The organism is Psychroserpens sp. (genome assembly GCF_045105015.1).
GTDB lineage: Bacteria > Bacteroidota > Bacteroidia > Flavobacteriales > Flavobacteriaceae > Psychroserpens.
In genome coordinates this window covers 1-13948 of the sequence record NZ_JBGCCX010000121.1, presented here as the reverse complement: position 1 = coordinate 13948, position 13948 = coordinate 1, and the positions used below count along the sequence as shown (strand labels likewise).

The following is a 13948-nucleotide window of genomic DNA, read 5'->3' as shown; positions in this document are numbered from 1 at the left end:
TCTCATAACATGCTGTCTCTGGCTCTAATGGTTGCTCTCCTGATATTACCCATTCACATATTTGATAGTTAAATCTAGCCGACTCATAGCATGCTGTTTCTGGTTCTAAAGGCTGCTCTCCGGATATTTCCCAATGGCATGTTTGTGTATTGAATATTGCAGTTTTATAACATACTGTCTCTGGTTCTAACGGCTGTTCGCCCGTTACATCCCATTGACATTTTTGTGGATTAAAGGTTGCTATTTCATAACACGCGATTTCTGGTTCTATGGGTTGCTCTCCAGCTACTTCCCATTGACATATCTTATCGTTAAAGGTTGCTATTTCATAACATGCTGTTTCAGGTTCTATCGGCTGCTCTCCAGTAATTATCCACTGACATTTTTGTGGGTTAAAAGTTGCTATTTCATAACACGCAGTTTCTGGCTCTAAGGGTTGCTCACCTGTCACTTCCCATTGACATATCTTATCGTTGAACGTTGCTACTTCATAGCAGGCTGTATTTGGTTCTAAGGGTTGCTCTCCAGTAATTATCCACTGACATTTTTGTGGGTTAAAGGTTGCTATTTCATAACACGCAGTTTCTGGCTCTAAGGGTTGCTCACCTGTCACTTCCCATTGACATATCTTATCATTGAACGTTGCTACTTCATAGCAGGCTGTTTCTGGCTCCAAAGGCTGTTCTCCAGTTACTTCCCATTGACAAGTTTGAGGGTTAAAGGTTGCTATTTCATAACATGCTGTGGTTGGCTCAACTGGTTGTTCTCCTGAAATTTCCCACTGACATGTTTGTTCATTAATCATTGCTGTTTGCCAACACTCTAATATTGGCAGCTCGGGTACTTGAGTTACATTTATTGTAATTATATCAGTTACATAACAATCTATTGTTGTTTGACTCCTAACATAATAGACAGCATCAAATGATGGACTAACATTTATATTTGTTAAGGCATTATCATTATTATCTGCATCTAATTGGCTATTATGATACGATACTGTTCCATTTGATGTTATTAAGGTAGACAAATCAATAGTGGTCTTACTTACTGAACATACTGAAATATCATTAGTTGTTAAACTTGGAAATGTACATAATGACTCAGTAACTTCTGCCGAACTGCTATCACTTAGAGGATCACCTGTTGGTGTTTCACCTGTTACTTCAGCTGTATTTAAAAACGGGAATGTTTGTCCGTTAGAAAATGTCATTTCATAATAATATGTAACCGACTGACCAGAAGCAATTGATGTTTGGAACGCAGGTGTTAAATTACTTTCATCTATCCCAATATCTGAATCAGAGAATTCCAAATTATTTATAACTTGATCACCACCATTAGAAACTGTAAAACAATAAGTGACTTTAGAATCATTAGGGTTAGAAATCGTTTCTTCTCCACTACAACCTACTCCACCATCGTGTCCAGCGTATACTGATTTTTCTAAAGTTAAATTATTATTACAACCACTTTGAGCAATATCTAAGAAACATTGTGTTATATCACCTGCTGAAATTAAGCCGTAATCTGCACTTAGAACTGTTAACGTTGGATTTGCTGGTCCATCATCAACAATTGGTCCTGAAATTTCTGCTAAATTATTTGCTTCAATACCAGTTCCAACTCCAAGCATAAAGATATGCGACCCCATTTGTTTCACCTCACAAGATTCATCTAAAGCATTTCCTAATGATGTTCCAGTTCCTCCACTCGAATCAGCAGTAGGGTTTCCATCTGTCATAAATAATACGATATCAGCCACTTGTACAACATTTAACTCTAAAACCTTATTAAGTGCATCTTCCCAATTTGTTAATGGTCCAGTTGTATTATCATTTTCACCATATTGAGCAACAATCCCTGTACTTTGATTATTTAAACCATCAATATAAGCTTGATCTACTTCATTCCAACCCGAAAAACCTCCATATGTAGGAATATCCCCAGTTTCAGCAAACTCCACAAAAGCCAATGATGCACCTGTATCTAATAATGCATTTGCTAAAGCAAATGAAGCCGCTTCTACTTGAGCTTCAGTTACTTCATCGATAGAACCAGACTCATCTAAAACTACAACAACATTAAAATTATTACATGAAGGTGATGGATTAATTGGGTTCGTACAGATAAAAGGCTCAACAGGTTCAGTCCCAAATGTAATTTCCCAAGAATCTAATGTTCCAACATCAGAACCAAATTCATCACATATTTCTAATGTCCAATTACCATCAGCATTTATACCGTCAAGAAGTGCGAAAGATTCTTCAGAACGAAAATCTCCAGTAAATGGAGCTGTACCAGCTGCAATAGAGAATATGGCATCTAATCTAAAATGTGTATCGGTATAATTATTTCCACTTCCTCCATTATTAGAAGATAAAAGTACTGATGGTGATCCACCAGGTGCAACTAAAGTCATTTCAAGATCACCAGTATAAGTATGTGTAATATTAACAACTACTTCATTAAAAAAATTGGTAGTCCCAAGCACACCTACTCCAGACACTGAAGTCGTAAAATCATTAGTGGTTGGACAATTATCATCGTCGATAGCACCTGTGGAGCCGGAAAATGTTTGCCCAAAACATAGAAATGAACTAAGAAAGAAAAAAGCCATAATAAGCAATAGCTGCTTTTTGACTTTAAAAATAGAACACAAAAAATGGGAATTCTGACAACAGAACTTAATAGTGAAAGCATGCATAATGATTGGTTTTTTTTTTAGTTGTTTAACCAAACATAAATCTATTAGATGTAAATGTAAACTCGGGTAGAAAAGCAATTAACTTACCATGATGATATGCTATAGGAAATTAAAAAATATCTGTAGGAAAATATTATGTCAAATCTTAAATGAATGTACAAAAATTTGATAATTACCAATTTACTTTTAGGCTATTCTTACAAATATAAAGACAAACAGACAATATTTGTAAGAAAATACATATAATAATATAAAAGCTCTAAATTAGTATCTGGATGAGGTTACCATTGCATAACTATACCTTTATTTTTCGATATGAAGTTAAGTAGAATATGAGATATATCAATAAGAACAAAGGAATAATTATCAATTGAGTCATAATTATATAGTAAGGCCAATCACCAAAATAATCTAATAAGGAAGCTGATTTCGGTTTTTCATTAAGATAAAAATAGTTTGCATCGAGTAAAGAATTTATAAGAACTATTAAAACCACATACAACTGAAGTGCGAAAAAAGACTTGAATACACTTTTAAATTTTGGCTTCATTTTAAAAACAAAAATCGCATAAAAAATTATTGATAAGAGTCCAAGATGCACAATCCAATATCTAAAATAATCGAGACTCGGAAAGCCCACAGCTATATCAGGAGTTATGACACCTTGTAAAGTACCAGCAATGATCCAAAACACTAAAATTTCGAACATCCAATACTTTCTATAAATAGAAAAAAATGGGATTAGTATTGCTATTAAACTACAGAGATACAAAGGCAAATCAGTTTTTACATCATATGATTTGAAACACATATAATAGATGTGAAAACTAAGTACACTTAATGAAACAAAACCAGTTAGTCCCTTAAAAATTATTGATTGATATTTTTGATTAGAAGGATGCTTAACAAATCTAATTATATAAAAAGTAAACAAAACTGCAATACCAATTGGAAGAAGATGTTCAAGAGAGCCAATAATGACTCTTAAAGATAAAAAAGATAAGTGCATGTAGCAATATAGCCAAATTGATTTACATGCGTTGCTCTCTAGCTAGTAAGGTATTCTTTAGTAACATTGCAATAGTCATTGGTCCAACACCTCCGGGAACTGGTGTTATATAACTTGCTTTTTTACTCACGTTTTCGAAGTCAACATCTCCTGTAATTATGTATCCCTTAGGAGAGCTCTCATCTGGAACTCGAGTAATCCCAACATCTATAATCACGACATCATCTTTAACCATTTCTGCTTTTAAAAAGTTTGGAACTCCTAATGCTGAAATGATAATATCAGCCTGAGATGTAATTTGGGTTATGTTTTTAGTATGACTATGAGTTAGAGTAACCGTTGAGTTTCCTGGGAACCCTTTTCGTCCCATTAAAATACTCATTGGTCTTCCGACAATATGACTTCTACCAATAACAACGGTGTGCTTACCCTGAGTATCTACAGCATAACGATCTAATAGTTCTAGGATACCAAATGGAGTAGCAGGAATAAAAGTACTCATATCTAAAGCCATTTTCCCAAAGTTTTCAGGATGAAATCCATCAACATCTTTACTTGGGTCGACAGCCATCAATACTTTTTGTGTATTTATTTGAGGTGGTAATGGCAATTGAATAATAAAACCATCGATATCATCGTTTTGATTCAATTCTTCAATTTTATCCAACAACTCAATTTCACTGGTTGTATTCGACATACGAACCATTGTTGACTCAAACCCAACACGTTCACAAGCACGAACCTTACTTCCAACATAGGTTAAGCTAGCACCATCATTACCAACAATTATGGCTGCCAGATGTGGTACTTTTTCACCTTTAACTTTCATTTTTTTGACTTGTTCGGTAATTTCATCTTTAATGTCATTACTTACTTTTTTACCGTCTAAGATTGTCATGTTGGTTATTTTAAGTTGAATATTTATTTTGGAATAAATTAACGCATTCCCTTCATGGCTTGCATCATCGCCTTTCCTTTTCCACCTTGCATCATCTTCATCATTTTACTCATTTGATTAAATTGTTTTAGCAACTGATTAACCTCTTGAACAGAAGTACCTGAGCCTTTTCCAATTCGCTTCTTCCGACTTGCATTAATAACAGACGGATTTGATCTTTCTTCAGGTGTCATAGAATGTATTATGGCTTCTATTCCTTTAAACGCATCATCATCTATATCGACATCTTTCATCATTTTCCCTGCACCAGGAATCATTCCGATAAGATCTTTCATATTACCCATTTTCTTAATCTGCTGTATCTGCTTTAAGAAATCATCAAAACCAAATTGATTTTTTGCAATTTTCTTTTGAATTTTTCTTGCTTCCTCTTCATCATATTGTTCCTGAGCTCTTTCAACTAGAGACACCACATCTCCCATACCAAGAATACGATCTGCCATACGTGATGGATAGAAAACATCAATAGCCTCCATCTTTTCTCCAGTACCAATAAACTTAATTGGTTTATTAACTACCGATTTAATGGATATTGCTGCTCCACCTCGAGTATCACCATCTAATTTCGTCAATATAACACCATCAAAATTTAAGATATCGTTAAATGCTTTGGCAGTATTTACAGCATCTTGACCAGTCATTGAATCTACAACAAAAAGTGTTTCTTGAGGTTGAATGGCTTTATGGATATTTGATATTTCGGTCATCATTGCTTCATCTACAGCTAAACGACCTGCTGTATCAATGATAACAACATTATGACCATTAGCTTTCGCATGAGCAATACCTGCTTGCGCAATAGCAACTGGATCACTATTACCTTTATCGCTAAAAACTTCAACATTAATTTGATCACCAACCACATGTAATTGGTCAATCGCAGCAGGACGATAGACATCACAAGCCACTAATAATGGTTTTTTGGTTTTCTTATTTTTTAAATAATTGGCTAATTTACCAGAAAATGTGGTTTTACCAGATCCTTGTAAACCTGACATTAAAATCACACTTGGCGTACCGGAAAGGTTAATACCTTCTACATCACCTCCCATTAGCTCAGTAAGCTCATCTTTGACAAGCTTCACCATTAATTGTCCTGGCTGTAAACTTGTTAAAACATCTTGTCCTAAGGCTTTTTCTTTTACCTTATTGGTAAACTCTTTAGCTATTTTAAAGTTAACATCGGCATCTAGTAATGCTCTACGAACCTCTTTTAAGGTTTCAGCAACATTAACTTCTGTAATACTTCCATGCCCTTTTAGAACATGTAACGCTTTATCTAACTTTTCACTTAAATTATTAAACATAATCTTTCTTCAAATTAATTGACACACCTTAATTAGATTTAGGTGCATTTGCAAAAAAGCAAATTTAAGTATTTGAGATGTATTTATAAAGTGATGTTCTATAAATAAAACATAAAAAAGGATTGCTATGGCAGCAATCCTTTTTTCAAACTAAAAACTAAAACTAAAAATTTAAGTGGTTCAGTTTTATTAACTATTTATGAATTAAAAAAACAATCACAACATTATAATGCTTTACAACAATAAATAGAATTAATATGTTTGTACTATTGTTTTATTATATAACAACTAAATCTAAAAATCACCTACCTTTACCTAAATTTTAAATGCGCTTCAACTAACAAACTATGCCTAAACCGCTTAAAGACAATATTTGCGAAGAACGCCTATTCTCTTCATTATTTACAAAATACTCTGAAGATCTTAATAACTTCCTATATTATAAGTTTGGTAACACACTTAGTCCTAAAGACAAAGTTCAAGAAGCGTTTGTTAAACTTTGGGAAAATTGCGCAAAAATAACACCTGATAAAGCCAAAAGCTTTTTATTCACAACTGCTAACAACCTAATGCTCAATGCTTATGCGCATCAAAAAGTAGTTCGTAAGCATCAGCAAATAAAACCTAAATTTAGCACCAATGAGACACCTGAATTTTTATTGCAAGAAAAGGAATATCAAGAAAAATTAAATAAAGCTATAGCAAATTTAACTGAAGCTCAACGTGTCGCTTTTTTAATGAATCGTGTTGAAGGCAAACGCTTTAAAGAAATTGCTCAGTTATTAGATATTTCAACTAAAGCTGTAGAAAAACGTATTTATGGCGCACTAAAAAAACTACGAAAAGATATAGACGAATTATAATAATTTAATACAGGGTAGGAATATTATATAGATAACTGTTATATAGTTGTAAACCAAATCATGACTAAAGAAGAACTCATACAAAAGTGGCTAGATCACGACCTAAATGCTCAAGAACTTGAAGCTTTTCAAAAGCTTGAAGACTATGATGCATTAACAAAGTTAGACTATAACTTAAAGCACTTTAAAGCTCCTGAATATAATACCTCAGAGAATTTAGAGCAAGTACTTTATAGCATTAATTCAACACCAGAAAAATCTATAAATTGGTTAGCTGCGTGCATTAAAATAGCTGCCATATTTGTAATTTGTTTCTGCATGTACTTTTACACAACTACACTAGACTCCACATTTAATACTCTAGTAGCACAAAAACAAACAGTTGAATTACCCGACCATTCAACAGTTGAATTGAATGCAATGTCTACACTTGCTTTTAATGACAATAATTGGAACAATAACAGAGAGGTTTCATTAGAAGGTGAAGCATTTTTTAAAGTTGCAACAGGATCTCAATTTGATGTTAAAACTGAGACCGGTATTGTTTCTGTTTTAGGAACTCAATTTAATGTAAAACATAGAGAAAATTATTTCGAAGTTGTTTGCTACGAAGGAAAAGTTGCCGTTACTCATAAAAATAATACCACTCAATTACTTCCAGGAGATTCATTCTTCATGTTTGATGGGAAATTAATTACTACTGAAAAAGAAAATCAATCAACTCCATCTTGGCTACAAAATCAAAGCCGTTTTAAAAGCCTACCCTACCGCGAGGTTATAGCTGAGTTTGAAAGACAACATGATGTACATATTTCACTTGAAAATATTGACACTTCTCAATTATTTACAGGAAGTTTTACTCATAATGATATTGAAATTGCCTTAAAATCTATTACTTTACCGTTACATTTAACGTACAGTAAAACTGACAATATCATTACACTAAAACGTGAGTAAGAAAGGTATCATTTATCTTTTTATAATTTTATTTCACTCTTGTATTTACAGCATTAATGCTCAAAATACAACTGAAGAGTCATTACCTCTTGTAGAAGTTTTATCCGAATTAGAAACGCAATACAGTATAAATTTCACTTATATTGACCAAACAATTAGTGATATTAACTTAAAAAGACCTGATAAAGCGTATAGTTTAGAAGCACTTTTAAAATATCTAAAAACACAAACCAATTTAGATTTTATACTTATTGATGATCATAATATAGTGATTTCAAAACGTATTAATCCATTAAGCAAATTCATAACTCAAAAACTGGAAGAGGTAGTAATCACCAACTATCTCACTAAAGGAATCTCCAGAAAAAGTGATGGCAAAATAGCTATTAAAACTAAAGATTTTGGAATTCTTCCAGGACTCATAGAACCAGATATTTTACAAACTATACAAGCACTTCCAGGCATCATAAGTGTTGATGAGACAGTTTCAAACATTAATGTTAGAGGTGGAACACATGACCAAAACCTTATACTTTGGGATGGTATAAAAATGTATCAGTCCGGACATTTTTTTGGTTTGGTTTCTGCTTTCAATCCGTATTTAACAACAGATATTAATGTTTCAAAAAATGGAACAAGCGTTATCTATGGGGACGGTGTTTCAAGTGTTATTGACATGCAACAATCTAATAGTCTCGATCAAGATTTTAAAGCTGGTGCAGGTTTTAATTTGATTCATGCTGATGGATTTGCTAAAGTCCCTTTAACAAAAGAAGCAGAAATTCAAATATCTGCAAGACGTTCGGTTACAGATTTTATTTTCACACCTACTTACGATCAGTATTTACAACGTGTATTTCAAGATTCAGACTTCTCAAATTCTCAAAACACAACACCGATTGTATCTAACAATGAACGCTTCTACTTTTATGATATTGCTTCGAAATTGCTTTATGATATAACAGATCAAGATCAATTACGCTTTAATTTTTCTACAATCAATAACAGTCTAACGTATGATCAAAACTCTCTAGTAAACGAAGATGAATCACTTACAAATACTCTAGAGCAAAATAATTTCGCTGCTGGCATACAATATTTAAAATATTGGAATAGCAAGCTTACGACAACAGCTCAGGTTTACATTTCTAATTACGACCTCAAATCAACCGATTATGACGTTGTTAATAGTCAGCGTCAAAACCAAGAAAATGAAGTTAATGATTTTGGTATAAAAATAAATGCAACCAATCATATCGATGACAATTTAAAGCTTCATGGTGGCTATCAATTTAATGAAGTCATCATAAGCAATTTTGAACAATTAGATCTTATCGATTTTACTAGTTTTGTCAAAGAAGTTAATAGAACACATTCCATTTATGGTGAAGCAGAATTTACTTCAGCAAACAAAAACACGTATGCCAGAATAGGGATTAGAACAAATTATATTGAAAAATTTTCAGAGTTTTTTACCGAGCCTCGATTATCTGTTAGTCATAAACTTAGCAACGATTTTAGGTTAGAATTTTTAGCAGAATTCAAAAGTCAAACGACCTCACAAATCATAGATTTACAAAATGATTTTTTAGGAATAGAAAAACGACGATGGATTTTATCTAACAATGAAGACATTCCAATTATAAAAAGTGTTCAAGGTGCCTTTGGAATCCATTATAACAAAAACCAATTATTAATTAGCGCTGAAGCTTTTATCAAAAATGTTGAAGGTATTACAAGTAGTAGCCAAGGGTTTCAAAACCAATTTCAATTTCTTAACGATACAGGAAGATATCAAGTAAGAGGTGTCGATTTTTTAATCAATAAACAATTCGAAACTTTTAGTACATGGTTGAGTTATTCATTTAGTAATAATGATTACACTTTTGAAAACTTAAATAACAATAACACCTTTAGAAACAATCTCGATATTAGACACGCAATTACTTTTGCAAGTACTTATTCTATAAACAATTTAAATCTTGCTTTAGGTTTTAACTGGCATTCTGGGAAACCTACAACGCTTCCTGCTGATATTCAAAATGGTGCAAATACTAGTATAGAATTCAAATCTCCAAATAGTGACAACTTAAGCAACTACTTTAGAACTGATATTTCGGCAACTTATAAATTAAAATTTGGAAACAAACTGGATGCTTCAATTGGAGCTTCTGTTTGGAATGTGTTTGACAGAAAAAATATTTTAAATACTTATTTCGCAACTGATGAAAATGATGAAATTGTTACTGTAAATAATTTATCTTTAGGCATAACTCCTAACATTAGTTTCAGAGTACGATTTTAATTTATGTAGTAAATTCACACGATTAGCTTATAATAAAAATTAAGTAAATGAATAAAGAAAACCTTCAAAAATTAAAATTCCCCATAGGCGAATTTAAGAAACCTGAGCATATCAATGATTCCCAAATTTCTGGATGGATTGCTGATATTGAACGTTTTCCAAAGAGTGTCAACCAACTTACAAAAAATTTAAGTATTAATGAATTAAACTGGCAGTACAGACCAGAAGGATGGTCCATCAAACAGGTAGTCCATCACTGTGCAGATAGTCATATGAATAGTATGATCAGGTTTAAATTAGCATTAACTGAAGAGACACCAACCATACGTCCTTATTATGAAGCAAAATGGGCAAATCTTGTCGATGGAACAGATGATAATTTAGATGATACTTTATCATTACTAAAAGGTTTACATGCTAAACTAGGAAAATTATTACGTCATCTTTCTCCTATAGATTTACCAAAAGAATTTGTACATCCTGAACATGGAAAGCATTTTAGAATAGATGAAACTATTGGTGTTTATGCTTGGCATTGCAATCATCATTTAGCACACATAAAACAAGCCATAGATTACAAAGGACAATTCTGAAAAACTACATTCTTTCAGGAACACTAATTCCAAGAAGATTGAATGCATTTTTAATGACGTTTGCAACGGTTTGTGACAATTGTACTCTAAATAATTTTTCCTGATCATTATCAGCACCTAAAATAGAAACATTTTGATAAAAAGAATTGAACTCTTTCACCAGTTCATAGGTGTAATTTGCTATTAAAGCTGGACTATGGTGTGCTGCAGCATTTTGAATAACTTCAGGGAATAATTCAAGTTGTTTCAATACTTCTTTTTCTTTATCGTGCAGAGTTATTTCTGCTTCGCTCAACATGACATCCACATTCAAATCCGATTTTCTTAAAATTGATTGAATTCTAGCATATGTATATTGAATAAACGGACCAGTATTGCCTTGGAAATCAATAGATTCCTTGGGATCGAATAAAATTCGCTTTTTAGGATCTACCTTCAAAATATAATATTTTAAGGCACCTAAACCTATCGTTTTATAAAGGTCCTGCTTTTCGGCTTCAGAATATCCCTCAAGCTTACCAAGTTCTTCAGAGATCTCTTCGGCAGTTTGAGCCATTTCAACAATCAAATCATCTGCATCTACAACAGTTCCTTCTCTACTCTTCATTTTACCTGAAGGTAAATCAACCATTCCATAGCTTAGATGATATAAATTTTTAGCCCATTCAAAACCTAGTTTTTTTATGATTAAAAACAAGACTTTAAAATGGTATTCTTGCTCATTACCTACCGTGTAAACCATACCACCAACATCTGGAAAATCTTTCACACGTTGAATTGCTGTACCAATGTCTTGCGTCATATAAACGGCTGTACCATCACTACGTAATACAATCTTTTCGTCTAAACCATCTTCGGTTAAATCACACCAAACAGAACCATCCTCCTTTTTATAAAACACACCTGTTTTTAAACCTTCTGCAACAAATTCTTTTCCTAATAAATAGGTTTCACTTTCGTAATATAGTTTATCAAAATCAACACCTAAGTTTTTGTATGTAGAATCAAACCCATCATAAACCCATCCATTCATTCTTTCCCATAAAGCAACAATCTCTTTATCTCCAGCCTCCCATTTTTGAAGCATTTCTTGAGCTTCAATTAATAATGGTGCATTCCTTTTAGCATCCTCATCTGATTGACCTTGTGCAATTAATTCTTTAATTTCCAATTTATATTCTTGGTCAAACTTCACATAGTAATTACCAACCAATTTATCTCCCTTCAAACCAGTTGACTCAGGTGTTTCTTCATTTCCAAAACGCTTCCAAGCCAACATGCTTTTACAAATATGAATCCCTCTATCGTTAATAATTTGGGTTTTATAAACAGTTTTACCTGATGCCTTTAAGATTTCAGAAACACTATAACCTAACAAGTTATTTCTAATATGACCTAAATGCAATGGTTTATTTGTGTTTGGTGAAGAATACTCGACCATTACTGACTTATCAGAAGAATTAGCAGACACAAAACCGAACTGTGCTTCATCTTTAATAGCATTAAAAAAATTGATAAAATATAGGTCATTGATTTCAATATTCAAAAATCCTTTCACCACATTGAAGGTTTTAACTTCTGACACATGTTCTACAAGATAATGCCCTATTTGTTCACCAATCTGAACAGGATTTCCTTTGAGAACGCGCAACATTGGAAACACAACGATAGTAATATCTCCAGCAAATTCCTTACGAGTTGCCTGAAATTCAACCGATTCTAAATCAGCGCTATAAATTGAGTTTACAGCGTCTTTTACATACTTTGAAAGCGTATCCTGAAGATTCATTTGTGTCATTATTTATAAGTCTGCAAAGATAGGTTTTTTATTATTTTTTAATGACTAACACTTGCTTTTATTGAATTTATAAACTCAAGACTGAACCTTAATAGAATTATATTTAAATTTGATTAAGAATTAAATTCATGAAATACTTAAAGAGCCTTTTACTTCTTATTATTATAGTAGGTTGCAATAATTCTGATGATTCTGAGTCACAACAAGATATGCTTCCTGAAGATACCTCTACATTTTACAAGGGGATGGATTTATCATTTCAATCAGAATTAGAAGATTTCAACCTTAATTACAAAGATGAGAATGGAATCCCTATAGAACTTTTAGATTTTGTCTCAGAAAACGGAACCAACCTCGTTCGGCTTAGATTATGGCATACACCTCAGGATGGCGAAAACAGTTTAGAAGATGTCAAAGCATATGCACAACGTATTAAAGCCAAACAAATGGATTTCCTTTTAAACTTTCATTATAGTGACTATTGGGCAGATCCAGGAACACAAACGCCACCTTCTGCATGGCAAAGCATGACAAACGAACAAGTTAAGGTTGCTATTTATGAATACACAAAAGATGTTGTGACACAATTAAAAAACCAGAATACGCTTCCTAATGTAATTCAAATCGGTAATGAAACTGATAGTGGATTTCTTTGGGACTATGGAAAGGTTTGGGGTGATTTTTCAAATAATTGGAATAATTATGCAACTCTTGTTGATGAAGCAATTCGAGCAGTAAGAGAGGTTGATACTGAAAATTCAGTTAAAATCATGTTACATCATTCGAGTGTTGAAAATGCGATCTATTTCTTTAATGAATTGAATGTGTACAATGTAGATTTTGATATCATTGGATTATCTTATTATCCACAGTTTCAAACCCAAGATTTAGCACTTGTCCAATCTAAACTAAATGAACTTGCTTCAGTTTTTAACAAAGATATTCTTTTGGCTGAAGTTGCTTATCCTTTCACTTTAGATTGGAATGACAACAGTACAAACTATATTGGAGATACATCTCAAATTTTAAGTCAGTTTGCTCCTACTCCTGAAGGACAAAAAGCTTATTTTACTTGGTTAAACAATACAATAAATAACATTCCTAATAATCGTGGTATTGGTTTTTGTTATTGGGCTCCAGACTGGGTTGCATTTTCCGGAAGTGAAAATACCTCAACATCAGGAAGTTCATGGGAAAATCAGTGTATGTTTGATTTTGATTTAAAAGCCTTACCTGTTTTTGATATTTACAAAAACAACTAACTGACAATCAGTATTTTAACAAAAAGCATGCATTTCATCGACAAAAGTGTTGTTTTTCTATGATTCTTGCCGTTCATCTATTCGTCGATATTTTTAAAAAATTCAAAGACCACTTTATCTAATTTTTAGGTATTAAAACCCGAAAATTAGCATTTTAGAACCCTTTTATTCATTTTTGGTAAGCTATTA

General features: G+C 32.6%; 10 protein-coding genes. 5 read left to right on the top strand and 5 right to left on the bottom strand.

Annotation, left to right across the window (positions count from 1 at the left end; translation table 11 throughout):
- From AB8B90_RS09105 to ffh, 4 genes are all read right to left on the bottom strand, one after another.
- Positions 1-2620: proprotein convertase P-domain-containing protein (locus AB8B90_RS09105; RefSeq protein ID WP_405335959.1), on the bottom strand; the 2620-nt coding region annotated here is incomplete at its 3' end.
- Positions 2621-3002: 382 nt separating this feature from the next.
- Positions 3003-3716, bottom strand: a complete 714-nt coding sequence (locus tag AB8B90_RS09100; protein WP_405335956.1) for a TIGR02206 family membrane protein — start codon at positions 3714-3716, stop codon at positions 3003-3005.
- A 22-nt stretch (positions 3717-3738) separates the two neighbouring features.
- Positions 3739-4614, bottom strand: coding sequence for a bifunctional 5,10-methylenetetrahydrofolate dehydrogenase/5,10-methenyltetrahydrofolate cyclohydrolase (locus AB8B90_RS09095; protein ID WP_405335953.1), 876 nt, complete (start codon positions 4612-4614; stop codon positions 3739-3741).
- Between the two features lie 38 nt (positions 4615-4652).
- Positions 4653-5981 carry a signal recognition particle protein gene (gene ffh, locus AB8B90_RS09090; RefSeq protein ID WP_405335950.1) on the bottom strand — a complete coding sequence of 443 codons (1329 nt, stop codon included), beginning with the start codon at positions 5979-5981 and terminating at the stop codon, positions 4653-4655.
- Positions 5982-6328: 347 nt separating this feature from the next.
- Between ffh and AB8B90_RS09085 the strand changes: the two genes are divergently transcribed.
- Genes AB8B90_RS09085 through AB8B90_RS09070 form a run of 4 tightly spaced genes read left to right on the top strand, consistent with a single transcriptional unit; the run spans position 6329 to position 10699 of the window.
- Entirely contained in the window at positions 6329-6844 is a 516-nt protein-coding gene (locus tag AB8B90_RS09085) for an RNA polymerase sigma factor (RefSeq protein ID WP_405335947.1), read from the top strand.
- 60 nt (positions 6845-6904) lie between these two features.
- Entirely contained in the window at positions 6905-7801 is an 897-nt protein-coding gene (locus tag AB8B90_RS09080) for a FecR family protein (RefSeq protein ID WP_405335944.1), read from the top strand.
- Positions 7794-10106, top strand: a complete 2313-nt coding sequence (locus AB8B90_RS09075; protein ID WP_405335941.1) for a TonB-dependent receptor plug domain-containing protein — start codon at positions 7794-7796, stop codon at positions 10104-10106. The genes AB8B90_RS09080 and AB8B90_RS09075 overlap by 8 nt, the downstream gene beginning before the upstream one ends.
- A 47-nt stretch (positions 10107-10153) precedes the next feature.
- Entirely contained in the window at positions 10154-10699 is a 546-nt protein-coding gene (locus AB8B90_RS09070) for a YfiT family bacillithiol transferase (RefSeq protein ID WP_405335938.1), read from the top strand.
- A 4-nt stretch (positions 10700-10703) separates the two neighbouring features.
- Here AB8B90_RS09070 and argS read toward each other — a convergent pair whose 3' ends face one another.
- On the bottom strand, positions 10704-12488 hold the full coding sequence (gene argS, locus AB8B90_RS09065; protein WP_405335962.1) for an arginine--tRNA ligase: 1785 nt from the start codon (positions 12486-12488) through the stop codon (positions 10704-10706).
- Positions 12489-12625: 137 nt separating this feature from the next.
- On the opposite strand from argS, the gene AB8B90_RS09060 reads away from it, so the two are divergent.
- Positions 12626-13759 (top strand): arabinogalactan endo-beta-1,4-galactanase, encoded by a 1134-nt coding sequence (locus tag AB8B90_RS09060; protein ID WP_405335935.1) that lies wholly within the window; start codon positions 12626-12628, stop codon positions 13757-13759.
- Positions 13760-13948 lie beyond the last annotated feature (189 nt).